Source organism: Methylocystis sp. (assembly GCF_021731785.1).
Classification (GTDB): Bacteria; Pseudomonadota; Alphaproteobacteria; order Rhizobiales; family Beijerinckiaceae; genus Methylocystis.
Genome location: NZ_JAKFWS010000062.1, coordinates 1 through 23510 on the forward strand (window position 1 = coordinate 1; position 23510 = coordinate 23510).

Consider the following 23510-nt stretch of genomic DNA (forward strand, 5'->3'; position numbering starts at 1 on the left):
CCGCGTCAAAGTCTTCCCGCAGTCCAATCGCAGCCGCCATGGCGAACCCCCTGGAGTTCGCCAACTAGAATCAGACGAAAGCCGATTCGTGAAGACCCAATGAGTCTGCTTCAATGGGGATCGGTATGAGTCATCGCGCAACTGACGACCAACCTCTGGCGTTAGACCCCGCTCCGGACGCCAATTCTCTTTCGGCGTTAGCTGCTTCCTCTCCGCGTCATGCCCGCGCTTGTCGTCGGGCATCCACGCGGTGCCGCCGCGCGCCTATCTGAGCGTTTACGCATTTTCTCGGCGTGGATGGCCGGAACAAGCCCGGCCATGACGGCCGAGTGATCGCGCAACTGCGTGCAGCGCGATCTACGCCTCACTCGCTTGTTCCGTCGCCGCCGGTTTCCTCGAGTTCCGCCTCGATGAGGTCGCCGTGGCGCTCCGCCGGCGCGAGTTCGGATCGTGATTCCGCAATCTCGCGTATCGCCTCTCCAATCTCCGGATTACGCTTGGTCAGCGTCTGCAGATCATAGGCGTCGAGGATCAGGAGCTTCGTCGCCGCCGTCGCCCGCACGTCAGCGGTGCGCGACGTCTTTTGCAGCACAGCGATCTCGCCGAAAAACTGGCCTTCGCCGAGTCTGACGTTTTCCTGCGGCAATTCGACTTCGACTTCGCCCTCGGCGATGAAATACATGGAATGGGCGGGATCGCCCTTGCGCACGATCAACGCGCCCCGGGGGATGGCCTGGGCCCGCAGATAGCGCATGATCTCGGCGATACCGGAGGCGTCGAGGCCGCGAAACAGCGGCACGCTCGCGACCATCGTCCAGGTGACGACGAATTCGCGGCGATGGATTTCTTCGGCGAAGGCGGTGGCGAGAATGCCGACGGGCAGACCGAGCAGCAGGAATCCCGTGACCATGGCGAAGGAGGCGATGAGCTTGCCCGCGAGGGTCAGCGGAATCACTTCGCCATAGCCGACGGTCGTCACTGTTTCGATCGCCCACCACATGGCGTCAGGAATGGTGCCGAATTTCTCAGGCTGCGCCTCATGTTCGGCGATATGCATCGCGGTCGAATAGAAGAGCACCGCGCCGAACAGAATGATCAGCCAGGCGAGGAGCGCCTTGCGCTCGGCTTCGATCACCGCGAGCAACGTGCGGATGCCTGGAGAATAGCGCGCGAATTTGAAGAATCGCAGCAGGCGCAGCATCAAGAAGACGCGCAGATCCGCCGAAAAGTAGAAGGAGAAATAGAAAGGCAGGAAGGCGGCGAGGTCGATCAGCGCCCAGCCTGACTTGATGAAGCCGAGCCGCGCCGCCGTCGGCGAAACATTGGCATAGAACGCATGTTCGGGCGTGCACCATACGCGCAACACATATTCGAGCGTGAAGGCGGCGACCGCGACATATTCGATGACATTGAAGAGAGTCGCATATTCGTCGCCATATTCCGGCACGGATTCGAAAATCACCGAAACGACCGACAGCAGGACGAGACCGATCAGGACTCGATGGACGACGCGCGCGACGCGGTCATGAATGCCGCCGTCAAGCACGATATGGACGCGCCGTCGTAACAACGCCAGACCGCGCCGCCGGTCCGGCTCGCTCATGGCGCCGTCGCTTTTCCGCGCAGCGCGTCCTCCACGGAGGCGAGCGCCTGATCGATGGCGGCGGCGTTGGGGCCGCCCGCCTGTGCGAGATCCGGCCGGCCGCCGCCGCCCTTGCCGCCGAGCATGACGCTGGCGACGCGAACAAAGTCCACGGCGCTGTATTTTGCGGTGAGATCGTCGGTGACGCCGACGACAATGCCGGCCTTGCCGTCGGGCGAGGCGCTGGCGATGGCGACGACGCCCGAGCCGATCGCCTTCTTGGCGTCGTCGACCATCGACTTCAGGTCTTTCGCCTCGATGCCTTCGACCGCGCGCGCGAGCAGCTTGACGCCGCCGATGTCGCGCGGCTTGTCCGCTGCGCCGTCGCCAGCGACGCCGCCCATCGCCAGTTTGCGCTTGGCGTCGGCGAGTTCGCGCTCCAGCCGCTTGCGCTCGTCGAGAAGCGTCGCAAGCCGCGCCGGGGCGTCCTCGACAGGCGCGCGCATCAGCGCGGCCATGTCGCGCAGCGCGCGCGATTGGGAAACGAGCTGGCCGCGCGCGCCCTCGGCGGTGCGCGCCTCGATGCGGCGCACGCCGGACGCGACCGCGCCTTCCCCGACAATGGCGATAAGGCCGATGTCGCCGGTGCGCGAAACATGCGTGCCGCCGCAAAGTTCGACGGAGAAGGGATGCGCGGCGCCGGGACCTAGCGGCCCCATCGAAACGACGCGCACCTCGTCGCCGTATTTCTCGCCAAAAAGAGCGCGCGCGCCGGAGCGGATGGCGTCGTCCTGGCCCATCACGCGAGTCTCGACCGGCGCATTGTCCTGGACGATCTCGTTGGCGAGCGTTTCGACGCGCGCCAACTCCTCTTCGGTGAGCGGCTTGGGATGGGTGAAGTCGAAGCGCAGGCGATCCGGCGCGACAAGCGACCCCTTCTGCGCGACATGATCGCCGAGCACCTGGCGCAGCGCCTCATGCAGGATATGCGTGGCCGAATGGTTGGCGCGCGCCTGTCTGCGCCGTTCGTGATCGACGTCGAGTTCGAGCGCGAGGCCGGGCGCGATCTCGCCTTCTTCCACGACGCCCTCGTGAACGATGATATCGCCGAGTTTCTTGAGCGTGTTCTCGACGCGGAAGCGCACGCCGCGGGCGCGCATCGCGCCGACGTCGCCGACCTGTCCGCCCGACTCGCCGTAGAAGGGCGTCTGATTGAGGATCAGCGCGCCGCGCGCGCCTTGTTTGAGCGAGAAGGCCTCGGCGCCGTCATGAAGAATGGCGGTGACGACGCCCTCGCTTTTCTCGGTCTCGTAGCCGAGAAATTCCGTCGCGCCGAGACGTTCCTTGAGCGCAAACCACAACGCCTCGGTCGCGGTTTCGCCGGAGCCGGACCAGGCCTTGCGCGCTTCTTCGCGCTGGCGCTCCATCGCGGCGTTGAACACCTCCTTGTCGACGCCGATGCCGCGCGGTCGCAGCGCGTCCTCGGTGAGATCGAGCGGAAAGCCGTAGGTGTCGTAGAGCTTGAAGGCGGTTTCGCCGGACAGTTTCGCGCCGAGGCCGAGCCCGGCGGTTTCCTCGTCGAGGATGGCGAGGCCGCGCGCGAGCGTCGCGCGAAAGCGCGTCTCTTCAGAAAGCAGCGTATCGGCGATGAGCGCCTGGGCGCGCAGGAGCTCCGGATAGGCCGGGCTCATCTCGGCGACGAGCGCCGGCGCCAGCTTCCACATCAGCGGGTCTTTCGCGCCGAGTAGCTGCGCATGGCGCATGGCGCGGCGCATGATCCGGCGCAGCACATAGCCGCGGCCTTCGTTCGACGGCGTCACGCCGTCGGCGACGAGGAAGGCGGAGGCGCGAAGATGATCGGCGATGACGCGGTGGCTGGCGCCTTGCGGGCCGTCGGCCGGCGCGCCGGTGAAATCGGCGACGGCGCCGGTCAGCGCGCGAAACAGGTCGACGTCGAAGACCGAATGGACGCCCTGCAGCAGCGCGGCGATGCGCTCCAGCCCCATGCCGGTGTCGATCGACGGGCGCGGCAGCGGCGCGCGTTCGCCGGGCGCCACCTGCTCATATTGCATGAAGACGAGGTTCCAGAATTCCAGGAACCGGTCGCCGTCTTCGTCAGGACTGCCGGGCGGTCCGCCCGCGACGCCCTCGCCCTGGTCGTAGAAGATTTCCGAGCACGGCCCGCAGGGGCCGACGTCGCCCATGCTCCAGAAATTGTCCGACGTCGGAATGCGGATGATGCGATCGTCCGGGAAGCCGGCGATCTTCTTCCACAGATCATAGGCCTCGTCGTCGTCGTGATAGACGGTGACGAGCAGTTTTTCGCGCGGCAGGCCGAGTTCGCGGGTGACCAGAGTCCAGGCGAGTTCGATCGCGCCGTCCTTGAAATAGTCGCCGAAAGAGAAATTGCCGAGCATCTCGAAGAAGGTGAGATGGCGAGCGGTGTAGCCGACATTGTCGAGATCGTTGTGCTTGCCGCCGGCGCGCATGCATTTTTGCGCCGAGGCGGCGCGCGCATAGGCCCGCTTCTCGACGCCGGTGAAGACATTCTTGAATTGCACCATGCCGGCGTTGGTGAACATCAACGTCGGGTCGTTGTGCGGCACGAGCGAGGACGATGCGACCTTCTCGTGCCCATTGTGCGCGAAATAGTCGAGGAAGGCGGTTCGGATCTGGTTGACGCCACTCATGCGGTCACGGCTCGCGAATGCGCCCCTTTCGCCAAGCGGCTGCGCCGATGCGGGAGAGGCGTTTAAAACAATAACCTGGAGCGGCTTTTCGTTTCAACGAAACAGGCGACGGCCCGAGGTTGCGGCGAAGGCTGCGGCAGGCGGCGCCTTCGCGCGCTTGGTCATGCGCGATATGACAGTTCCGGGGGCAAACGGCAATGGCGAGGGGGCCGTCCGAAGCCCCTCACGCTGTTCTCAATCGCCCGCACGCAGGGCGCCTTAAGCCTCGGCGGCTTGAAAATATGCAGGGCGACGCGGCGGCCCTATGCCTCGCCGGCCTCGTCCTCATCCGTCGCTTCGAGAATGCGCTCGGCGATCAGCCCGGCGTTTTCGCGGATCGCCTGTTCGATGCGCTGCGCCGCCTCGGGATGCTGCTTCAGAAAAGTCTTGGCGTTCTCGCGGCCCTGGCCGAGCCGCTGGCTGTCGTAAGAGAACCAGGCGCCCGACTTCTCGACGACGCCGGCCTTGACGCCAAGGTCGATCAATTCGCCGAATTTGGAGACGCCCTCGCCATACATGATGTCGAACTCGACCTGTTTGAACGGCGGCGCCACCTTGTTCTTGACCACCTTGACGCGGGTCTGGTTGCCGATCGTCTCGTCGCGCTCCTTGATCGCGCCGATGCGGCGGATGTCGAGGCGCACCGAGGCGTAGAATTTCAGCGCATTGCCGCCGGTCGTCGTCTCGGGCGAGCCATACATCACGCCGATCTTCATGCGGATCTGATTGATGAAGATGACGAGCGTGTTGGAGCGAGCGATCGAGGCGGTGAGCTTGCGCAGCGCCTGGCTCATCAGCCGCGCTTGCAGGCCCGGCTGCACCTCGCCCATCTCGCCCTCGATTTCGGCGCGAGGAGTCAGAGCGGCCACCGAATCGACGACGAGCACGTCGACGGCGCCGGAGCGCACCAGCGTATCGGTGATCTCTAACGCCTGCTCGCCGGTGTCGGGCTGCGAAATCAGGAGATCTTCGAGATTGACGCCGAGCTTGCGGGCGTAGATGGGATCGAGCGCATGTTCGGCGTCGACGAAGGCGCAAACGCCGCCCATTTTCTGCGCCTCGGCGATGACATGCAGCGTCAGGGTGGTCTTGCCCGAGGACTCCGGCCCGTAGATTTCAACCACCCGGCCGCGCGGCAGGCCGCCGACGCCCAGCGCAATGTCGAGCCCGAGCGAGCCGGTCGAAATCGTCTCGATCTCGACGGCCTTCTGGTTCTTGCCGAGCCGCATGATCGAGCCTTTGCCGAACGCGCGCTCGATCTGCGACAGAGCGGCGTCGAGCGCCTTGGTCTTGTCCACGGAAGTCCCTTCCACGACGCGGAGGTTGGCTTGGCTCACGGCTGAAAAATCCTTCTGACACGGTTAGCTGGGCGCAGGCAATGCGGCTGCGAGGGCGGCGCGGTCCAAAGGGCGACGATGGCGACGAGGGCGAACGCCGGCCTGACCCTGACCTCCAGTGTACATGATTTGTTCTTTTTGCCAAGTTCTTTTTTTTGTTCGGGGAGACGCTCGGAGCAAGTCACTCCGCGTTCCGCCGCCTCTTCTTTTTGATCGGCTTATTTTCCGGCGCCGCCGTCGACGCCAGCTGGTCCAAATTTGCGCGTCGGCTGTCGAACCACTCCAAGTCGCGCTTCCACTGCGCCGAATCAGGATGGTCCTTTAGCAGAATTGCAATGATCGCGCGTCCCGCGTTCAGCGCATCGCGGGCCTGCGTCTTGGCTCCCGATTTTTCGTAAACAGTCGCCAGCTTGGCGTAGGACACCGACAGATCGCGCTGCCATTCGGCGTTGCCTGGATCGGCTTTGGCGAGGCGCTCGGCTATCGCTAGATCGGCGGCATAGGATTGCAGCGCGGCTTTGAGATCGCCCTGCGCGACCTGCACATCGCCGATCTTATTGTAGTTTACCGACAGATCGCGCTGCCATTCGGCGTTGCCGGGATCGGCTTTGGCCAAACGCTCGGTGATGGCGCGGCCGTCAGAATAGGATTGCAGCGCGGCTTTGAGGTCGCCCTGCGCGACCTGCACATCGCCGATCTTATTGTAGGACACCGACAAATCGCGCTGCCACCCTGCGTTGCCTGGATCGGCTTTGGCGAGGCGCTCTCGGATGGCGCGGCTGTCGGCATAGGATTGCAGCGCGGCTTTGAGATCGCCCTGCGCGACCTGCACATCGCCGATTCTTTCGTAGCTCACCGACAAATCGCGCTGCCATTGGGCGTTGCCGGGATCGGCTTTGGCGAGGCGCTCTCGGATGGCGCGGCCGTCGGCATAGGATTGCAGCGCGGCTTTGAGATCGCCCTGCGCGACCTGCACATCGCCGATCCTTTCATAGGACACCGACAGATCGCGCTCATCATTGACTCGCCGCGCGGCGCCTTCCGCCCCTTGAAACGCCTTCATGGCTTGGTTCAACGACCCCGTCGTCACCCAGATGTCGCCGAGATCAATCCAGCTCCAGACACGATCTGGGTCGATTTTTAGCAGGCGTTCCAGCGTGGCTTTTGCGGTTGGATAGTCGTAGCTCAGCCGGGCGACTGCGGCCTTCTCCTCCAACAAGGCGACGAGGCGCTTGTTGCGCTCCTCTTCCTCTTCGGCGATTTTCCTGTCGAGGATGCTCTGTGCGGCGGCGGTGTCGAGGCCGGCCAGTTTGGCGCGGGAGGCGGCGATCGCCTTGTCGATGTCCGCGCCGTCTCCGGTCTTTTCGATTTTTTGACTGGCCCGGGCCAGAATCGCCTTGATCGCCTCGTCGGCCTTCTCGCGCATCTGATCCGGCGTGAGGTTCAACATGCCGAGATTTTCGAAGATTGGCGCGAGAACCTGCGGCGGCACGCCCTTCTCGCGGGCGATCTCAATGCGCAATTTGTCGATCGCCGTCAGTTCCTCCTTATGATGCGTTTCGGTGGCGATCTTGCCTTCCTCGATCTTATTTTCGATTGCCTGTTGATCGATTAGAGGCGGCGGCGGGATCAGCGCCTGCACGCCCTTGTAACCGATGAGCGCCACAAGCCCGATCGCGGCGATTCTGACGAGCCTGGGAACGAGATTGGGTGACTGCTCGGATCGAACCGGAGTTAAAGGCAATAATTCGAGAGAACCGGCTTCCGCGACCAAAGCCGGGATGGCGGCGATGAAGTCCCTCGTTCGCGCATAAAGCAGCGCCGACCGATCGGCGGGCTTGACGATCGAAACATGATCGGCGTCGATTGGAATGGGCGGGCAGCCCCGGATCGGCGCTGGCTTCGTCGACGATCCTGCCGGCGTTTGTGTCTTGGGTCTCGTAAAAGATGCGGTGAAGGAGAACATCCTGGCGACGTTGAGCGAGTCCGCGATAGGCGACATTGATGCTGCGCAAGGTCGGGTCATTGGCGACGAGGGCGCGGGCGATGGTCGAGGGCCAGGCTAGGAAGCGCAGATGATCCAGGAGATTCGCGTGGCGAGAGCCAGTATGGGGCGTTGCCGCGAAGACGATCCGGTTCACGCGCTGCAAGATATCCGCGCATTCGGGCCTCGTCTCTTTCTGACGCTCCAGATCGAGCATGACCTGTTTGACGATCAGACCGCCGAGGCTGTGGCAGATGAAAACGATTGACCCGGTTTTCACTCCCGGTTCGCTGAGGAGACATTCCAGAATGTTGACCGCTCGATCTTGCAACGGCATCGAGGTGCCGAGCCAATTCGTCGGCGGGGCTTCGTAGGCGAGCGTAAAGATACGGATACCTGGAACATCGGTCGCCAGCCAAATCGGCCAGAACGTATCGTCATCAGGTTTCCGACGCCAAGTGTCGTAAGCATGGCCGCCCAAGCCGTGTACGAAAATCACGTTGGCGCGGGGCGAAACGCCCCAGCCGGCAATTTTTATCAAACGGGACAATCGAGCCCCCGGACGCAGTTCTGAGCAATTGACGAAAAAGCTTAGTCAATTCCGTGAACTTGTCCATCGTGTTCATCCTTCGGGCAGGGCTCCGATCCAGGTTAGCGAAGCGTCATCTCTCCGCTTCATGGCCGCGCTTGTCGCGGCCATCCACGCGACGACACGCTGCAAATGTGAAAACATGAGCCGGACATGCCGTCTCCACGCGATGCGTTTCGCGATTGTCCGGCGTGGATGCCCGGCAAAAGGCCGGGCATGACGGCTGAAAGTGAGCTGAAATTAACCCGAGTTCGAAGCCCTGATCCTTCGGCGCGTTGCTTACATTGCACTTGCTGGTCCCCAAGCGGGTATCAACACGACGATCGAGAAGCGGAATATTCTAGCAAGCTGTCGGAAACGTGCATGAACGGGACGCCCGCCGAATCCCATGTCTTGGATCAATCCCTCCCCCCCTTCCGCGAGCGGGCGCCGTGGTTTGGCGGCGATCTGCAGACTTTGCGCAATATCATCATCGGCGGACCGCCGGAGCTTCCCGGCGGCGAGCGGCTGCTGCTCGCCATGCCCGACGGCGACCGTCTCGCAGCAAGGCTCGATCGGCCGGGCGCGGAGACGAACGCGCCGCTGATCGTGCTGGCGCATGGCCTCGCCGGCTCCGAGTCCAGCCTCCACGGCGTCGCGACGGCGCGCTATCTCGTCGGCGAGGGCTGGCCGGCGCTGCGTCTCAATCTGCGCGGCGCAGCGCCGTCGCGTCCGACCTCGGGCGGGCGCTACCACGCCGGCAAGACCGATGACCTCGCCGCTGCGCTGCGCGCCCTTCCCGCCGAGCTTTTGCGCCACGGAATCGTGCTCATCGGCAATTCGCTCGGCGGCAATCTCGTGCTGAAATTCATCGGCGAGGGCGGTCACGGCCTGCCCGTTCGCGCCGCAATCGCCGTGTCGACGCCGATCGATCTTGCCGCCACTTGCGCGCGGATGATGGCGCCGCGCAATTTCGCCTATCATCGCTACATGCTCAATGAGATGAAACGCGAGGCGCTGGCACCGAGCGCAGCGCTCACCAGCGCGGAGCGCGCGGCGATCGCCGGCGCCCGCAGCGTCTATGAATTCGACGACCGCTTCGTCGCGCCGCATTTCGGCTATCGCGACGCGCAGGATTATTATGAGGCGAACGCCGCCAAGAATTTCCTCGCCGGCGCCTCCCTGCCGACGCTGATCCTGCAGGCGCTCGACGATCCCTGGATTCCGGCGGCGTGCTATACGGCGATCGACTGGTCGACTCTGCCGGCGATTCAACCGGTGTTGACGCAAGGCGGCGGGCACATGGGCTTCCATGGCGCGGACAGCCTGACGCCATGGCATGATCGGGTGACGGCGCGTTGGCTGGCGCGGCAAGGTCTTGGCCCCAAAGGCCGGTTCGATACGGAGTAGGGGACGCGAATGGACGCGCGCCAGACGATGGTGTTCGGCGACAACGCCGACGATTATCGCGCCTTTCGCCCGCAATACCCGGACGCGCTGTTCGCCTGGCTGGCGGGCGCCGCCAAGCGGAATCGCCTCGCCTGGGATTGCGGCGCGGGCAGCGGGCAGGCGGCGCTTGGCCTGTCGCGCCACTTCTCTAGAGTGCTCGCGACGGATGAGGATTCGCGTCAGCTCGCGCGCGCGCCGAAAGCCGCCAATATCGACTATCGTCTAGCGCGGGCGGAAGACGATCTCGGCCTGCGCGCGGAGGTCGATCTCATCGCCTGCGCCTGTTCGATCCACTGGTTCGACTTGCCGAAATTTTACCAAAACGCGCGGCGCGCGCTGCGACCCGACGGGATCATCGCGGCATGGACCTATGACTGGCCGTGGACGCAGATCACGCCGATCGATCTGATTTTGCGGCGGCTCAAGGAGGATATTCTCGGTCCCTTCTGGGGCGAGAATGCTGCGCTCTATTTCAATCGCTACGAGACGCTGGAGTTTCCGTTTGAGGAGATCGATTGTCCGCCGTTTCATACGCCGATTGCGCATTCGAAAAGCGATCTCGTGAGGTTTCTCAGCACCTGGTCGGCGGTCGAGAAATATCGGCTGCGCCATGGCAGCGATCCCCTGGCGCTGATCGATCAGGCGCTTGAGAAAGCGTGGCGCACGCACCCGCCGAATCTGCCCCTAACCGCGCCTCTCTACATGCGCTGCGGCGTCAACGCGCCGTAAACTTAAGAATAGGCGAGATTCTGAGCGCGCTGTTCTACATGTCGCCCGCAACTTTCCCTAAATTCGCCCTTTTCATAACGACGATGAGGGGTCGTCGCGTTGAGCCGATGCCATGTTTCTCCTTAAGGGGATCGTTCAGCAAAGGATTGCAACATGCTCGAAGCGGGCAGAGTTTACAAAGTCACGACGCTGGTGAATAGCGAAGGCGCCTGGGACGAAGAGAGCGATCTGTGGATCGTGACCGCGGTCGAAGGCACCTGCGCCAAGCTCAGCAACGACTGCTGCGAGAACAGGATCGTCGATACGGCGTCCTGGAATTTCGTCAAAGCCGAAGCGGTCGAATAGGCTTCGACGGGCCGTTCGACGGCGTCGGAGGTTTCGCCGCTGACGCGGCGTGGCGCGCGCCGGGAAGCGTGGCGAGCGCCGTCATTTGCATTTGATCAGCCGGGCGTCCTTGGTTTGGCCATCCGCCGCACGGAGGCCGAAGTCTTTGTCGCCGTCGCCTTGCGCGCGGCAAGCAACGGTCGATACTGTTGTCAGCTGCGAAAGAGTAGCCGTCGAAGTTCTGCGCGCGCGTATTCCGAGTGGCGTCGTAATCGATTTCCGACTCCATGGTCATGTGGCGGCGGGCGCCGATTTGATGACATTCGAGTTTATCGCCGTCGCCGTCACACGATTGATTTCTTCTCTCCCGTGCGTCGCAGTGGCTCGGCGGCCCCAGCCGCGCTATGAAGGAGCGAGTCGGCGCTAGCGCCGCGCGCATCGGGAGGCGGGGATGTATAAAAAGATTCTGGTGGCGGTCGATATCAGCGAGGCTGACGTCACGCAGCCTGCGCTCGAGGCGGCGGTGGCGCTCGCAAAAGTGGAGCCGAACGCGCAACTTCGGCTCATCAATGTTCAGCCGCTGGTTCCGGTGGCCTTCATCGACTACATCCCCCCGAATTTCGACGAGGAAATGCGCCAGGCGACCGAAAAGGACCTCGCGGTCCTGCGCGGCAAGATCGCCTATCCGGCGGAGCGCGTGTCCTCGATCGTGCGCTTTGGCGCCGTCTATCCCGAAGTGCTCGCCGAAGCGGAGGAATGGGGCGCGGACCTTATCGTGATCGGTTCGCATCGACCGACGATGGCGACCTATCTCTTGGGCTCCAACGCCAAGACCATCGTGCGCCACGCCAAATGCTCGGTGCTTGTGGTGCGCCAATAGGGCGCGGCGACATGGGCTGCGGCAGGGGCTAGATTCGCTCATGCTCCGATTCGCGCTTCTGGCGGCTGCGTCTTGTCTCGTTCTCGTCGCCGGCGTCGCGTCAGCGAAGCCGACTGTCGATGCGCAATTGTTGAAGCGCGGGCGAGCGATCGCGCAGCAAAATTGCGGCCGCTGCCACGCGGTCGGCGCCAAGGGCGAGAGCGCCAATCCCAAGTCGCCGCCGTTTCGGCTTCTCGCGCGCAAATATCCGCTGAGCAATCTCGAAGAGGCGCTCGCCGAGGGCATCGTCGTCGGCCATGAGGGCATGGAGATGCCGCAATTCCGGCTCAGCGCCGCGCAGATCGAAGCGCTGCTCGCCTATCTCAACGCCATCCAGAAGTAGCGCCGCGCCGCGCCGCCGCGTCGATATGGCGCGATGGTCGGTATGCCGCTCGAAAACCTTTCGCCGGGCGTCCAAGCGAGATCGCGTCAGGCTGAAGGCGCGCGACTGGCGCGGAGCCGTTCGCCTCGCCGGCTTGGCGAATAGGCGCAAGGGAGCTTTGGCGACAAAGTCATTTGCGTTCGGCGTGGCCATGCGCGACGTTTATGCGACCCATACAACATGCTTGGTCGCCGCATAAACCTTGTAGGCAAGCGATGAAAGACCTGGACAGGAAGCAACACCCGGCGGTGCGTCGAATGCTGGATCTGATGGATCCGATCGGCTACCTGTTCACCGAAGTCTTTCACCTTCTCGGACTGTTCGCCATTGGCGCCGCGACGGTTTGGGCGGCGACGAAGGCGTTTCTCGAAATGGCGACGAAGGGTCACGCGACGATCGAAGATCTGTTGCTGCTCTTCATCTATCTCGAAATCGGCTCGATGGTCGGCATCTATTTTCGCACCAACCACATGCCGGTGCGCTTTCTCCTCTATGTCGGCATCACCGCGCTCACCCGCCACATGATCGGCTATGTGCAGGCGGAGTCCATCCCGGACGTCGGCATTTTGATTCTCGCGGGCGCGACGCTCGTTCTTGCGCTCGCGGTGCTCACGATCCGCTACGCCTCGGCGCGATTTCCCTCCAAAGCGTCGGACGGGATGGACGGCTGAGCCAGTGCGCCGGAAGAGGCTCCGGCGCCGCGCGCGCTCGCCGAAAGCGCGAGAGACCCGGCGTCAATTTTTGACCTTGGAGAGCGCGTCGCGGCAGTCCGGCGAGACTTCATCCTTATGCGCTTGAAAACAGGCGAGGATACGCCCGCCTCCCGGCATCACGCCGCTGCACAGCTTCGCATAGTCCGCCTTGCATTTTTCCTTCACCTCGTCGGAAATCTGATTTCCCGGCAGGGCCTGCGCCGGCGAGATGGCAAAGCAACAGACGATCGGCAACAGGCTCAAGAAACGGCGCATGTGGATTTCCTGGGTTGGGGTTCGGCGCGACGGCGATCGCCCGAGCGCCCGATTGTGACCCGCCCGCCGCGATCGAGGCAAGAGGGCGGAAATCCCCGCAGGCGCTTGCGCGCCGCTCGCCCGTGGCGTCTGGCGCTTTGCGGGAGGGGCCGCTCTGGTCTAAGAGAAAAGCGGCAAAATTGTTGAGGAAAAAATGTCCGCGATCCCCGATTTCACGCAGATTCCCTTCGCGCCGGTCGCGCCTAAGCAGGAGGCGAAGCCCCGCCGCTGGCTGACGCCCGAAGGGATCGAGGTGAAGAACGCCTATGGGCCGGCGGATATCGAGGGACTTCCCTTCGTCGACGGCTTTCCTGGCGCCGCGCCTTATGTGCGCGGTCCCTATCCGACCATGTATGTCGCCCAGCCCTGGACGATCCGCCAATATGCCGGCTTCTCCACGGCCGAGGATTCGAACGCGTTCTACCGCCGCAACCTCGCCGCCGGCCAGAAGGGCCTCTCGGTCGCCTTCGATCTTGCGACCCATCGGGGCTATGATTCCGACCATCCGCGCGTCTCGGGCGATGTCGGCATGGCGGGCGTCGCGATCGACTCGATCTACGACATGCGCACGCTGTTCGACGGCATTCCGCTCGATCAGATGTCGGTGTCGATGACCATGAACGGCGCGGTGCTACCGGTTCTGGCGCTCTTTATCGTGGCGGCGGAAGAGCAGGGCGTGCCAGCCGAAAAGCTCATCGGCACGATCCAGAACGACATCTTAAAAGAATTCATGGTGCGCAACACCTATATCTATCCGCCAGAGCCGTCGATGCGCATCGTGTCGGATATTTTCGCCTATGCCTCTAAGCATATGCCGAAGTTCAACTCGATCTCGATTTCCGGCTATCACATGCAGGAGGCCGGCGCTTCGGCCGATCTCGAATTGGGCTACACGCTCGCCGACGGCGTCGAATATGTGCGCGCCGGCGTCGCCGCCGGCCTCGACATCGACGCCTTCGCGCCGCGCCTCTCCTTTTTCTTCGCCATCGGCATGAATTTCTTCATGGAAGTGGCGAAGCTGCGCGCCGCGCGACTTTTGTGGGCGCAGCTGATGAAGGATCTCGGGGCCAAGTCCGAGAAGAGCATGACCCTGCGCACCCACTGCCAAACCTCCGGCTGGTCGCTGACCGCGCAGGACGTCTATGTCAACGCCATCCGCACCTGCGTCGAGGCGATGGCGGCGACCCAGGGCCATACGCAGTCGTTGCACACCAATGCGCTCGACGAAGCGCTTGCGCTGCCGACAGACTTTTCGGCGCGTATCGCCCGCAATACGCAGATCGTGCTGCAGCAGGAGAGCGGCACCACGCGCATCATCGATCCCTGGGGCGGTTCCTATTATGTCGAGCGCCTGACCGCGGAACTCGCCAAGGGGGCCTGGAAGCATATCGAAGAGATCGAGTCGCTCGGCGGCATGGCCAAGGCGATCGCCGCAGGCGTGCCCAAGCAGCGCATCGAGGAGGCGGCCGCGAAGACGCAAGCGCGCATCGACAGCGGAACGCAAATCGTCGTCGGCGTGAACAAATATCGGCCCGAGAACGACGCCAAGCCCAATGTGCTCAAGGTCGACAACGCCGCCGTGCGCGCGGCGCAGCTTGAGAAGCTCGCGCGCCTTCGGGCAGAGCGCGACGAGGCGAAAACGCAAGGCGCGCTCGACGCGCTGACGCAAGGCGCCACGTCGGGCGCCAATCTTCTCGATCTCGCGGTCAAGGCGGCGCGGGCGAAGGCGAGCGTCGGCGAAATCTCTTTCGCGCTGGAAAAGGTATTCACCCGCCATAAGCCGAAGGCCAATGTCATCTCCGGCGTCTATGCGAAGGAAGCCGGCAAGGACAGCCAGCAGGTCGGCCGCATCGTCGGCATGACGCGCGACTTCGAGGACAACACCGGCCGCAAGCCGCGCATCCTCGTCGCCAAGATGGGTCAGGACGGCCATGATCGCGGCCAGAAGGTCATCGCTTCGGCCTTCGCCGACATGGGCTTCGACGTCGTGATCGGCGATCTCTTCGCGACGCCGGACGAGGTGGCGCAGAAGGCGAAGGAGGCGGACGTGCATATCGTCGGCGTTTCGACGATGACCGCGGGTCATCTCACGCTGACCCCGGAACTGCGCGATGCGCTGAAGCGCGCCGGCCGCGGCGACATCATGATGGTCGTCGGCGGCGTCATTCCGCCGGATGATTTCCAGGCTTTGTACGATTCCGGTGCGGCCGCGATCTTCCCGCCCGGCACCAATATTCCGGTGGCGGCCGAGCAGTTGCTGCACGAGCTCAACATCCGGCTGGGCTTCGCGCAGCGGGAAGTGGCGAAAGTTGGCTGACTGCGTCACGCAGAACCTGCCGCTCGTCTACGCCGAGCGACTTCCGTGAAGGCAATGCAGGACGATCCAACGCATATCTACAATTGGCTTAGGATCGACTCTCGCCTCACGACGTCCGGCCAGCCAAGCGAAAGCGAGCTTGCGGAAATCGCCGCGCTCGGCGTGCGCTATGTGATCAATCTCGGTCTCTACAGCCATGAGAAGGCATTGCCCGACGAAGCCGCGACGGTCGGCGCGCTTGGCATGACCTATCTCCATTTCCCGATCGACTTTCAGCAGCCGACCGATGCCGATTACCAAGCGTTTTGCGCCGCGATGACGGATACCTGCGACGCTGCGACTCATGTCCATTGCATCGCGAATTATCGGGTTTCGGCCCTCCTCTACCGCTATCGTCGCGACCAGCTCGGCGTCGATGAGGCGATGGCGCGCGCTGATCTTGAACGTATTTGGACCCCGAACGATGTCTGGACCACGCTGATCGAAGCGCGTCGATGACGCCGATTGAAAACGCGCTACCTACTTGCGAGCAAGGGAGTCTGGCGATGGACGAAGACGCATTCAACATGGCGGTGCGGAAGTTTCTCAAGGAGGTTGGCGTCACTTCGCAGCGCGAGATCGAGCGCATCGTGCGCGAGCACAAGGTCGATGGCGGCCGATTGAAGCTGCGCATGGCGCTGACGGCGGAAGGCACGCCGCTCAATCACGTCGTCGAGAGCGAGATCGACGTCGGCTGAGCCGGGCGGATTGTCAGGATTCAGCGAATGCAGCCAGCACTCGGCGATCTCCGCAACGAACGCGCGCATCCGCCGCTTTTTCGTTTCGAGCTCCGTATAACGGGCTCGCGCGGCGTCAGATTATCCTCAAATCGACACAGGGCTAGCGCGAGATTCGTCTGCGCATGGGCGAAGGAGCCGCCGCTCTTGCGGATCGGCGGCGGCAAGCCGTAGAGAAGGGTCTTCATGCCCAGCTAAAACGATGCCTGTTAGTTTTAGAAGGACTAGTCATAATGATTGAGCCACAATTTCCGCGTGAGGCGTGCGTAAATCTTGCCTCTCTAGAAGATTTTCGCCGATGGCTTGGCGAAAATGCCTGGGCGATCGATCCCGATTATATATCTTCGTGCGCCGTTGATATCGCGAGAACTGGATTCATCGACCCGCTATTTGGCTATATGCCGCCTCAGAAGATCGACACCACGAGCGTGAACTACCGCGAAGGGCTCGTCGCCGGCGAGTTGAATTCGCGACTGCGGGGGGTTTGTCTTGTGCTTGCCGATGAGATCCTTGCCAGAGGCCCCGGAATGCGAGTCTACGCGCCGGAATGGGTTTCCTCTTTCGCCTCCAAAATCCGAAACGTCGTTGATTATCACGGCAGCGAATATTTGCCGACGCCGGCCGATCAGGCAACCTATTCGGATATCCGCCATGAAGACGTCATGGCGCTGAGCTTCGAAGACGAGAGTTTCGACGCCTATATCACCAATGAAGTGCTTGAGCATGTGCCGAGCGTCGAAGCGACGTTGCGCGAGGCGCATCGAATCCTGAAGCCGGGAGGCGTCCTGTTCGGCACGTTTCCGATGGCCTATGTCTCGGAGACATCCCTCGTTAAGGCCGAACTTCGTGACGGCGAGATCGTTCATTTGACCGAGCCGGAATATCACGGCAATCCGATTGATCCGGCGAGCGGCAGCTTGGTTTTTTCGATACCCGGCTGGGACATTGTCGAACAAGCGCGATCGGCGGGATTCGCCGACGTCAATATCAGGCTGATTTCGTCGCGCCGGCAGGCGATTCTGGGCGCCGAAATCGCCGGCGCGTTGGTGTTTGTCGCAAAGCGCTGACGGTCAGGCCCGAACACAAAAACCTTGCCGAGAACGCCCGACAGATATTCACGCGTTACGACCTTGAGCGGAAAGCCGGACATTCCTGGCAAGGCGTCGACCGGAGTCAGCGTGAATGACAGGTCTTATGGCGAGAGAGACGGGACTTGAACCCGCGACCTCCGGCGTGACAGGCCGGCGCTCTAACCAACTGAGCTACTCCCCCGCGAGCGCGCGCGGACGCGAGAGGCGCCAGATAGCGCAGGCGCATCTTGAGGTCAAGGAAGTTCGCCCGTAAGGCGCCCCGGCGCGCTCTAGTTTAGCTCCGGGGCGCCGCCAATATGGACGCCAAGGGGGCACCGCCGCGATGGTGAGCTTTGCTTCGCTAGCTCGCTTCCCTGCGCTCCCTTCCCTTTCCTTCGCGCCTGCATTAAGCCTCGCGCCACATAGGGAGACGGATATTGGACGACGACATGCGCAGGCGGCGCATCCGGGTGCGCGCCTGGCGCCGAGGCATGCGCGAAATGGACATTCTGATGGGGCGCTTCGTGGACGCGCGCATCGAGGCGCTTCCAGCGGAAGCGCTCGATGAACTCGAGAAGCTGCTCGATCTGCCCGACGATGCGGTGTTCCGCTGGCTGTCGGGCGCTGAACCGGCGCCGCCCGAGCGCGACACGCCTCTTCTGCGGCAGATCATCGCCTTTCACACCCACGACGGGCCGATCCATTGAGCGCGGTCGCGACCAAGCAAAAAAAAGCGGCGGCGGGGCTTGAGGCGGCGCGCGCCGGCCTCGTCAAAGGTGAGAGGCTGATTTTCGCCCACGCGCCGGAAGGCTTCGACGCCTTCCTCGGCGCCGATCTCGCGCGCGCCCTGGCGCGCGAGGCGGAGGGACATGCGGCCGTCTTCGTGCATGTGGCGCGCGACGCCGCGCGCTCCGCGGCCTTTCGCGCCGCCTTGCGCTTCGCCAATCCCGACGTCGAAATCCTCGACATTCCGGGATGGGACTGCCAGCCCTACGACCGCGTATCGCCGCACGCCGGCGTCGTCGCGCGGCGCATGACCGGCCTTTCGCGGCTGACGCGGGCCAAATCCTCGTTCGAACGCCCGCGCGTCGTCACGACCACCGTCGACTGTCTGTTGCAACGCGTCCCGCCGCACAAACTGGTCGCGGCCGAAAGCTTCGCCGCCGCGCCAGGCAATGTGGTAAAGCTCGACGAGTTGGCGCTCTGGCTCGAGGCGAACGGCTATCTACGCGCGAGCACGGTGCGCGAGACTGGCGAATATGCGCAGCGCGGCGGCATCGTCGATCTTTTCCCGCCGGGACTGCCGGCGCCGATCCGTCTCGATTTCTTCGGCGACACGCTCGAATCGATCCGCGCGTTCGATCCCGACACGCAACGCGCCACTGGGCAGCTCCGCGCGCTGGATCTCACGCCGATGAGCGAATTGCGCCTCACAAGCGAGACGATGCGCCGTTTCCGCCAGTCCTACGCCGCGCGATTTGGCGGTCAGACGCGGGGCGACGCGCTTTATGAGGCGGTGAGCGAGGGCCGGCGATTCCACGGCATGGAGCACTGGCTGCCGCTGTTTTATGAGCGGATGGATACGCTCTTCGACTATCTCGGGGACGCGCCGATCCTGCTCGATCCGCTCGTCGACGACGCGGCGACGGAACGCGTCAAGCAGATCGAAGATTACTATGACGCGCGCAAATATGCGCATGATCTCGATCCAGCCGCTTCGAACTACAAGCCGCTGGAGCCGCGCGAACTCTATTTGTCGATAGAGGAGTGGCGAGGGGCGATCGAGGGCCGCGCCGCAGCGCAGTTCTCGCCCTTCGCCGCGCCTGAGGGCGAACGGGCCATCGACTGCGGCGCGCGGCCCGGACGCGACTTCGCGCCGGAGCGCAACACGCCCGACGTTAATGTGTTCCAAGCGGCGGCGGACCATGTCGAGGCGCTGCGCGATGCGGGCAGGAGAGTCGTCGTCGCCGGCTGGTCGGAGGGATCCTGCGAGCGGCTCGGCCATGTGCTCGCGGAACACGGCTTGCCGGATCTGCCGCGCGTCGCGTCGCTGCCGCAGGCGTTGTCCCACACTGTCGCCGTCGCCGTTCTCGGGATCGAACGCGGCTTCGAGACCGACGCCTATGCGGTGATCGGCGAGCAGGACATTCTCGGCGATCGATTCGTGCGGCGGCGGCGCGCGCGCAAGCCGAACGAAAATCTCCTCGGCGAAGTCGCCGCGCTTTCCGCAGGCGATCTTGTCGTGCATGTCGATCACGGCATCGGCCGTTTCATCGGACTTGAGACGATCGCCGCGGCCGGCGCGCCGCACGACTGTCTCGAACTTCACTACGCCGGCGGCGACAAGCTTTATTTGCCGGTCGAGAATATCGAGCTGTTGACGCGTTACGGCGGCGAGGACGCCGAAGCGCAGCTTGATCGCCTCGGCGGCGCCGGCTGGCAGTCGCGCAAGTCGCGGATGAAGAATCGCATCCGCGAAATGGCGAAAGGGCTCATTGAGATTGCGGCGCAGCGGCAATTGCGCGAGGCGCCGAAGCTCGTTGCGCCGGAAGGACTCTACGACGAATTTTGCGCGCGCTTTCCCTATGACGAAACCGAGGATCAGCTCGCCGCCATCGATGCGACGCTCGATGATCTCGCCGCCGGCCGCCCGATGGATCGACTCGTTTGCGGCGACGTCGGTTTTGGCAAAACCGAGGTCGCCCTGCGCGCCGCCTTCTGCGCGGCGATCAACGGCAAGCAGGTCGCCGTCGTCGCGCCGACCACCTTGCTGGCGCGTCAGCATTACAAGACGTTCAGCGAGCGCTTTGCCGGGCTGCCGGTGCGCATCGGACGGCTGTCGCGCATGGTCGGCGCCGCCGAAACGCGCGAGACGAAGAAAGACCTCGCCGACGGCCGCATCGAGATTTTGATCGGAACCCACGCCGTCCTCGGCAAGACCGTCAGCTTCAAGGATCTCGGACTCGTCATCATCGACGAGGAGCAGCATTTCGGCGTCGGCCATAAGGAGCGCTTAAAGGAGCTGCGCGCCGAGGTGCATGTTCTGACGCTCTCGGCGACGCCAATACCGCGCACGCTGCAACTCGCCATGACGGGCGTGCGTGAGCTTTCGATCATCGCCACGCCGCCGATCGACCGGCTTGCGGTGCGCAGTTTTATTTCGCCCTTCGATTCGCTCATCGTGCGCGAAGCGCTGTTGCGCGAGCGCTATCGCGGCGGCCAGGCCTTCTTCGTCTGTCCGCGTATCGAGGACCTCCAAGAGGCTGCGGCCTTCTTGCGCGAGAATGTTCCAGAATCGAAGTTCGTCATCGCCCATGGGCAGATGAGCGCCAGTGAACTCGAAGACAAGATGTCGGCCTTCTATGACGGCAAGTTCGATATTCTGCTGTCGACGACGATCGTCGAGTCGGGCCTCGATATTCCGCGCGCCAATACGCTGATTGTCTGGCGCGCCGATATGTTCGGCCTCGCCCAGCTCTATCAGCTGCGCGGCCGCGTCGGGCGCGCCAAATTGCGCGCTTACGCGCTGTTCACGACGCCCGCCAACCGCACGATCACGCCCCAGGCGCAGAAACGTCTCGAAGTGCTGCAGTCGCTCGATACGCTTGGCGCCGGATTCCAGCTCGCGAGTCACGATCTCGACATTCGCGGCGCAGGCAATCTGCTGGGCGAGGAGCAGTCAGGCCATATCAAGGAGGTCGGCTACGAGCTTTATCAGCAGATGCTCGCCGACGCGATCACGCTGCTGAAAGCGGGCGTCGAGGAGCCGCAGGAGGAAGCCTGGTCGCCGACGATCGCCATCGGCGCGCCTGTGACGATACCGGAAGACTATGTCGCTGACCTCACCCTGCGCCTGCAGCTTTATCGCCGCCTGTCGACGCTCGAAACGGATCAGGACATTGAGGCTTTCGCCGCCGAGATGATTGACCGTTTCGGCCCGATTCCGCCGGAGGTAGAGCAGCTCTTGGAGATCGTCGCGATCAAGGCGCTCTGCCGGCGCGCCCATGTCGAGAAGATCGACGCCGGCCCGAAGGGCGTCATCGTTGCGTTCCGCGAAGACAAATTCGCCAATCCCGCCGGGCTCGTGCGCTATGTCGCCGAACACGGGACGAGCGCCAAGGTGCGCCCCGACATGCGCATCGTTTTCATTCGCGAATTCGACAGCATGAAACAGCGCCTCGCCGGCGCGCGCCGCATTCTTCGCACGCTGGTCGAAATCGCGGAGAAGAAGGCCGCTTGACGTCGCCGCGCTTCCTTGGCGGCGCGCATTCTTTCGCGGATGGGAAACAAGTCTGCGGCAAAACGGCGCGACGATCACTGTAGAAAATACGACACGAAAAAATAGCATTGTAGGCGCGCGACGTCCGCGCGCCTCACGCCGCCCTTTTTTTCTCGCCGCCCTCGCTTCTGCGGCGACCCTGACTGGTCACGCGTTTGCCGGCGAGCAAAATCGAGCGCCGATTGGAACCCGCCTCAGGTCGTCGGGCAGCCCGGCTACAAGGAAGAGGCGGCCAAGCCGCGCGGAGGCCGCGGCGCCGCGGCCAGTCGGCCAGGATCCCTATGCGGCGCGCAATCCGAACGTGTCGGCGCAGCAACGGTAAGAACAGATCGGGCGTTCTTCGCGGCGCGCCGCAGCGCCAAAGAGATCGCATCGATCAATTGGCCATACAGATAAACTTGCGAGCGGCGGGCCTGCGTCCACCGCTTTTTGCGCTGCATGATTTGTGATGGCGATCGCGTGACGATTCGCCCATCGCCGAGCGGCCTAATCTGTGACAAAGTTGCAGACGTCTAAAGGCGCCTAATGGTCAGTTAGGCGCGCCACTTGTGCGAAGCTCCATAAAGATTCGTCGCGCCTGCGGCGGCAGGAGCGATCGCGACAAATATCGCCAGGGAGGGCGCCATGACGACGCGAAAATACGCCTCGCGCGGAAAATTGCTTACGGCGAGCGCCGCCGCTTTGCTTCTTGCCGCCGGACTCTCCGTGGCGAAGGCGCAACAAAGCGGCGCCGAACATAGCGGGATGGACCACAGTAAAATGGATCACGGCGGCGCCGGCGCGCCGGCGCAATGGGCGGACCCCGGCAAGGCTGAATCCGGCGCGGCCGAAGAACATAAGGTAGAAGCTGGTAAGGCCGACGAAGGCCATGCAGCCCATCACGGCGGCATGGGCGAGATGAAGAGCATGTCGGGCATGAACCATGGCGACGGCAAGAGCGGCGGCGGCATGGGGGGGATGATGGGCGGCATGTCGGGCATGAGCCATGGCGGAGGCAAGGGCGGCGACGGCATGAGCGGCATGTCGCATGGCGGCGGGATGATGAGCCAAATGGTCTGCGGCTTCGCCGAACATGTCGACGGGCGCCTCGCCTATCTCAAGGCGGAGTTGAAACTTACCGAGTCGCAAACGGGGGCGTGGAACGCCTTCGCTGACGCGTGGCGCGCCACGGCCCAAAAGGCCAAGCAAAAATGCGACGCCGCCGATATGCGCGCGGACAATTCCAAACCGGCGGTGTTGAATAAGCTCTCGATGATGGAGAACCATATGGCCGACCATCTCGAGGTCGTGCGCGCGCAGAAGGCCACGATCGAGTCGTTGTTCACGAATTTGAGCGACGAGCAGAAGAAGACCGCCAATGAGACGCTGACCGGGATCATGAAGGTCGGCAAGTCGATGGGCGACATGATGGGCGGCGGCATGGGCATGGGCGGCGGCATGATGGGCGGCATGTCGGGCATGAGCCATGACGGAGGCCAGAGCGGCGGCATGGGCGGCGGCATGGGCGGCATGGGCGGCATGGGCGGCATGCAGCATTGACGCGCACGATCATTCCTGGCGGGCCCAAGGCCCGCCGGGAATGCGTTTAAATGTGTAACTTTTGAGATTGAGATTTTGCGGACAGGGCGCGCGAAGCCGCGCTATTCCACCGAGAACTCGCGCATCATGCCGGCATCCTCATGTTCGAGGTTATGGCAATGATACATGAAGCGGCCCTTGAAGTCGCCGAAGCGCTTGGCGATCCGCAGACGCTCGCCTGGAGCGATAAGCACAGTATCCTTTAAGCCGCTATCAATGAGGCCGTCGCGGATCGAAGCGTAGGCGTCATCGTCGCCCTCAAAAATGCGCTCGATAATCTGGAACTGCTGGCCGTGCAGATGGATGGGATGGGCCATCGACATCATGCCCATCATCCCCATCCCCATCCCCATGCCCATGCCTCTGCCGCCCATTCCCATTCGGCCCCGCATCATGCCGCCGCCCATCATCTCCATCTGGCCCATGCCCATGCCCGTGCCGCCTTGCTCATGGAAAATGTCGATGAGCTGCGTCGTGTCG

At 63.4% G+C, this 23510-nt stretch carries 20 protein-coding genes and 1 tRNA gene; 13 read left to right on the top strand and 8 right to left on the bottom strand.

Translation table 11 applies throughout. From position 1 onward, the window contains the following. Positions 1-364 precede the first annotated feature (364 nt). The 5 genes from QZ964_RS11720 to QZ964_RS11740 all read right to left on the bottom strand — a co-directional run bounded on the left by QZ964_RS11720 (position 365) and on the right by QZ964_RS11740 (position 8182). Complete coding sequence (locus QZ964_RS11720) at positions 365-1603, bottom strand: cyclic nucleotide-gated ion channel (RefSeq protein WP_292531842.1); 1239 nt, start codon at positions 1601-1603, stop codon at positions 365-367. Next, complete coding sequence (gene alaS, locus QZ964_RS11725) at positions 1600-4272, bottom strand: alanine--tRNA ligase (RefSeq protein WP_292531843.1); 2673 nt, start codon at positions 4270-4272, stop codon at positions 1600-1602. The genes QZ964_RS11720 and alaS overlap by 4 nt, the downstream gene beginning before the upstream one ends. Positions 4273-4574: 302 nt before the next feature. Continuing rightward, positions 4575-5648 (bottom strand): recombinase RecA, encoded by a 1074-nt coding sequence (gene recA, locus QZ964_RS11730; protein ID WP_292531844.1) that lies wholly within the window; start codon positions 5646-5648, stop codon positions 4575-4577. A gap of 181 nt (positions 5649-5829) precedes the next feature. Next, a complete protein-coding gene (locus tag QZ964_RS11735; RefSeq protein ID WP_292531845.1) occupies positions 5830-7314 on the bottom strand; it encodes a hypothetical protein in 1485 nt (494 codons plus the stop codon). After that, complete coding sequence (locus tag QZ964_RS11740) at positions 7235-8182, bottom strand: hypothetical protein (protein ID WP_292531846.1); 948 nt, start codon at positions 8180-8182, stop codon at positions 7235-7237. Before QZ964_RS11740 ends, QZ964_RS11735 begins: the two co-directional genes overlap by 80 nt. Before the next feature lie 402 nt (positions 8183-8584). Between QZ964_RS11740 and QZ964_RS11745 the strand changes: the two genes are divergently transcribed. The 6 genes from QZ964_RS11745 (at position 8585) to QZ964_RS11770 (ending at position 12674) form a co-directional block, all read left to right on the top strand. Then, positions 8585-9610 (top strand): alpha/beta fold hydrolase, encoded by a 1026-nt coding sequence (locus tag QZ964_RS11745; protein WP_292531847.1) that lies wholly within the window; start codon positions 8585-8587, stop codon positions 9608-9610. A 9-nt stretch (positions 9611-9619) separates the two neighbouring features. Continuing rightward, the gene (locus tag QZ964_RS11750; RefSeq protein ID WP_292531848.1) at positions 9620-10378 is read left to right on the top strand and encodes a methyltransferase domain-containing protein; all 759 of its coding nucleotides are present in this window, start codon (positions 9620-9622) and stop codon (positions 10376-10378) included. Between the two features lie 153 nt (positions 10379-10531). Further along, complete coding sequence (locus QZ964_RS11755; RefSeq protein ID WP_292531849.1) at positions 10532-10723, top strand: hypothetical protein; 192 nt, start codon at positions 10532-10534, stop codon at positions 10721-10723. A 430-nt stretch (positions 10724-11153) separates the two neighbouring features. Then, positions 11154-11582 carry a universal stress protein gene (locus QZ964_RS11760; RefSeq protein WP_292531850.1) on the top strand — a complete coding sequence of 143 codons (429 nt, stop codon included), beginning with the start codon at positions 11154-11156 and terminating at the stop codon, positions 11580-11582. Positions 11583-11622: 40 nt separating this feature from the next. Next, positions 11623-11964 (top strand): cytochrome c, encoded by a 342-nt coding sequence (locus QZ964_RS11765; protein ID WP_292531851.1) that lies wholly within the window; start codon positions 11623-11625, stop codon positions 11962-11964. A 296-nt stretch (positions 11965-12260) separates the two neighbouring features. Further along, positions 12261-12674: a phosphate-starvation-inducible PsiE family protein gene (locus tag QZ964_RS11770; RefSeq protein ID WP_292531852.1), complete on the top strand. Its 414-nt coding sequence runs from the start codon at positions 12261-12263 to the stop codon at positions 12672-12674. 63 nt (positions 12675-12737) lie between these two features. Here QZ964_RS11770 and QZ964_RS11775 read toward each other — a convergent pair whose 3' ends face one another. Beyond that, positions 12738-12971, bottom strand: a complete 234-nt coding sequence (locus QZ964_RS11775; RefSeq protein WP_292531853.1) for a cysteine rich repeat-containing protein — start codon at positions 12969-12971, stop codon at positions 12738-12740. A gap of 193 nt (positions 12972-13164) precedes the next feature. Here QZ964_RS11775 and scpA point away from each other — a divergent pair, with 193 nt between their 5' ends. From scpA to QZ964_RS11795, 4 genes are all read left to right on the top strand, one after another. Next, entirely contained in the window at positions 13165-15327 is a 2163-nt protein-coding gene (gene scpA, locus QZ964_RS11780; RefSeq protein WP_292531854.1) for a methylmalonyl-CoA mutase, read from the top strand. Between the two features lie 54 nt (positions 15328-15381). After that, positions 15382-15825, top strand: coding sequence for a protein tyrosine phosphatase family protein (locus QZ964_RS11785; protein ID WP_292531860.1), 444 nt, complete (start codon positions 15382-15384; stop codon positions 15823-15825). Positions 15826-15872: 47 nt separating this feature from the next. After that, positions 15873-16064: a DUF6494 family protein gene (locus QZ964_RS11790; RefSeq protein WP_292531855.1), complete on the top strand. Its 192-nt coding sequence runs from the start codon at positions 15873-15875 to the stop codon at positions 16062-16064. Positions 16065-16501: 437 nt separating this feature from the next. Continuing rightward, positions 16502-17170 (top strand): class I SAM-dependent methyltransferase, encoded by a 669-nt coding sequence (locus QZ964_RS11795; RefSeq protein ID WP_292531856.1) that lies wholly within the window; start codon positions 16502-16504, stop codon positions 17168-17170. A 128-nt stretch (positions 17171-17298) separates the two neighbouring features. Here QZ964_RS11795 and QZ964_RS11800 read toward each other — a convergent pair. Further along, positions 17299-17375: transfer RNA gene (locus tag QZ964_RS11800), tRNA-Asp, on the bottom strand. A gap of 232 nt (positions 17376-17607) precedes the next feature. Between QZ964_RS11800 and QZ964_RS11805 the strand changes: the two genes are divergently transcribed. The 3 genes from QZ964_RS11805 (at position 17608) to QZ964_RS11815 (ending at position 22991) form a co-directional block, all read left to right on the top strand. Then, positions 17608-17880, top strand: coding sequence for a succinate dehydrogenase assembly factor 2 (locus QZ964_RS11805; RefSeq protein ID WP_292531861.1), 273 nt, complete (start codon positions 17608-17610; stop codon positions 17878-17880). Continuing rightward, positions 17877-21413, top strand: coding sequence for a transcription-repair coupling factor (gene mfd / locus QZ964_RS11810; protein WP_292531857.1), 3537 nt, complete (start codon positions 17877-17879; stop codon positions 21411-21413). Before QZ964_RS11805 ends, mfd begins: the two co-directional genes overlap by 4 nt. A gap of 663 nt (positions 21414-22076) precedes the next feature. After that, the gene (locus QZ964_RS11815) at positions 22077-22991 is read left to right on the top strand and encodes a Spy/CpxP family protein refolding chaperone (RefSeq protein ID WP_292531858.1); all 915 of its coding nucleotides are present in this window, start codon (positions 22077-22079) and stop codon (positions 22989-22991) included. A gap of 101 nt (positions 22992-23092) precedes the next feature. On the opposite strand, the gene QZ964_RS11820 is transcribed toward QZ964_RS11815, so the two are convergent. Then, positions 23093-23510, bottom strand: a 418-nt coding sequence (locus QZ964_RS11820; protein WP_292531859.1) for a multicopper oxidase domain-containing protein, incomplete at its 5' end; no start/stop codon positions are given.

Bases quoted from the DNA above. Each gene is read 5' to 3' on its own strand.
- QZ964_RS11720 (WP_292531842.1), bottom strand. From the start codon at position 1,603: ATGAGCGAGCCGGACCGGCGGCGCGGTCTGGCGTTGTTACGACGGCGC.
- alaS (WP_292531843.1), bottom strand. From the start codon at position 4,272: ATGAGTGGCGTCAACCAGATCCGAACCGCCTTCCTCGACTATTTCGCG.
- QZ964_RS11745 (WP_292531847.1), top strand. From the start codon at position 8,585: ATGAACGGGACGCCCGCCGAATCCCATGTCTTGGATCAATCCCTCCCC.
- QZ964_RS11750 (WP_292531848.1), top strand. From the start codon at position 9,620: ATGGACGCGCGCCAGACGATGGTGTTCGGCGACAACGCCGACGATTAT.
- QZ964_RS11755 (WP_292531849.1), top strand. From the start codon at position 10,532: ATGCTCGAAGCGGGCAGAGTTTACAAAGTCACGACGCTGGTGAATAGC.
- QZ964_RS11760 (WP_292531850.1), top strand. From the start codon at position 11,154: ATGTATAAAAAGATTCTGGTGGCGGTCGATATCAGCGAGGCTGACGTC.
- QZ964_RS11765 (WP_292531851.1), top strand. From the start codon at position 11,623: ATGCTCCGATTCGCGCTTCTGGCGGCTGCGTCTTGTCTCGTTCTCGTC.
- QZ964_RS11770 (WP_292531852.1), top strand. From the start codon at position 12,261: ATGCTGGATCTGATGGATCCGATCGGCTACCTGTTCACCGAAGTCTTT.
- QZ964_RS11775 (WP_292531853.1), bottom strand. From the start codon at position 12,971: ATGCGCCGTTTCTTGAGCCTGTTGCCGATCGTCTGTTGCTTTGCCATC.
- scpA (WP_292531854.1), top strand. From the start codon at position 13,165: ATGTCCGCGATCCCCGATTTCACGCAGATTCCCTTCGCGCCGGTCGCG.
- QZ964_RS11785 (WP_292531860.1), top strand. From the start codon at position 15,382: ATGCAGGACGATCCAACGCATATCTACAATTGGCTTAGGATCGACTCT.
- QZ964_RS11790 (WP_292531855.1), top strand. From the start codon at position 15,873: ATGGACGAAGACGCATTCAACATGGCGGTGCGGAAGTTTCTCAAGGAG.
- QZ964_RS11795 (WP_292531856.1), top strand. From the start codon at position 16,502: ATGCCGCCTCAGAAGATCGACACCACGAGCGTGAACTACCGCGAAGGG.
- QZ964_RS11815 (WP_292531858.1), top strand. From the start codon at position 22,077: ATGACGACGCGAAAATACGCCTCGCGCGGAAAATTGCTTACGGCGAGC.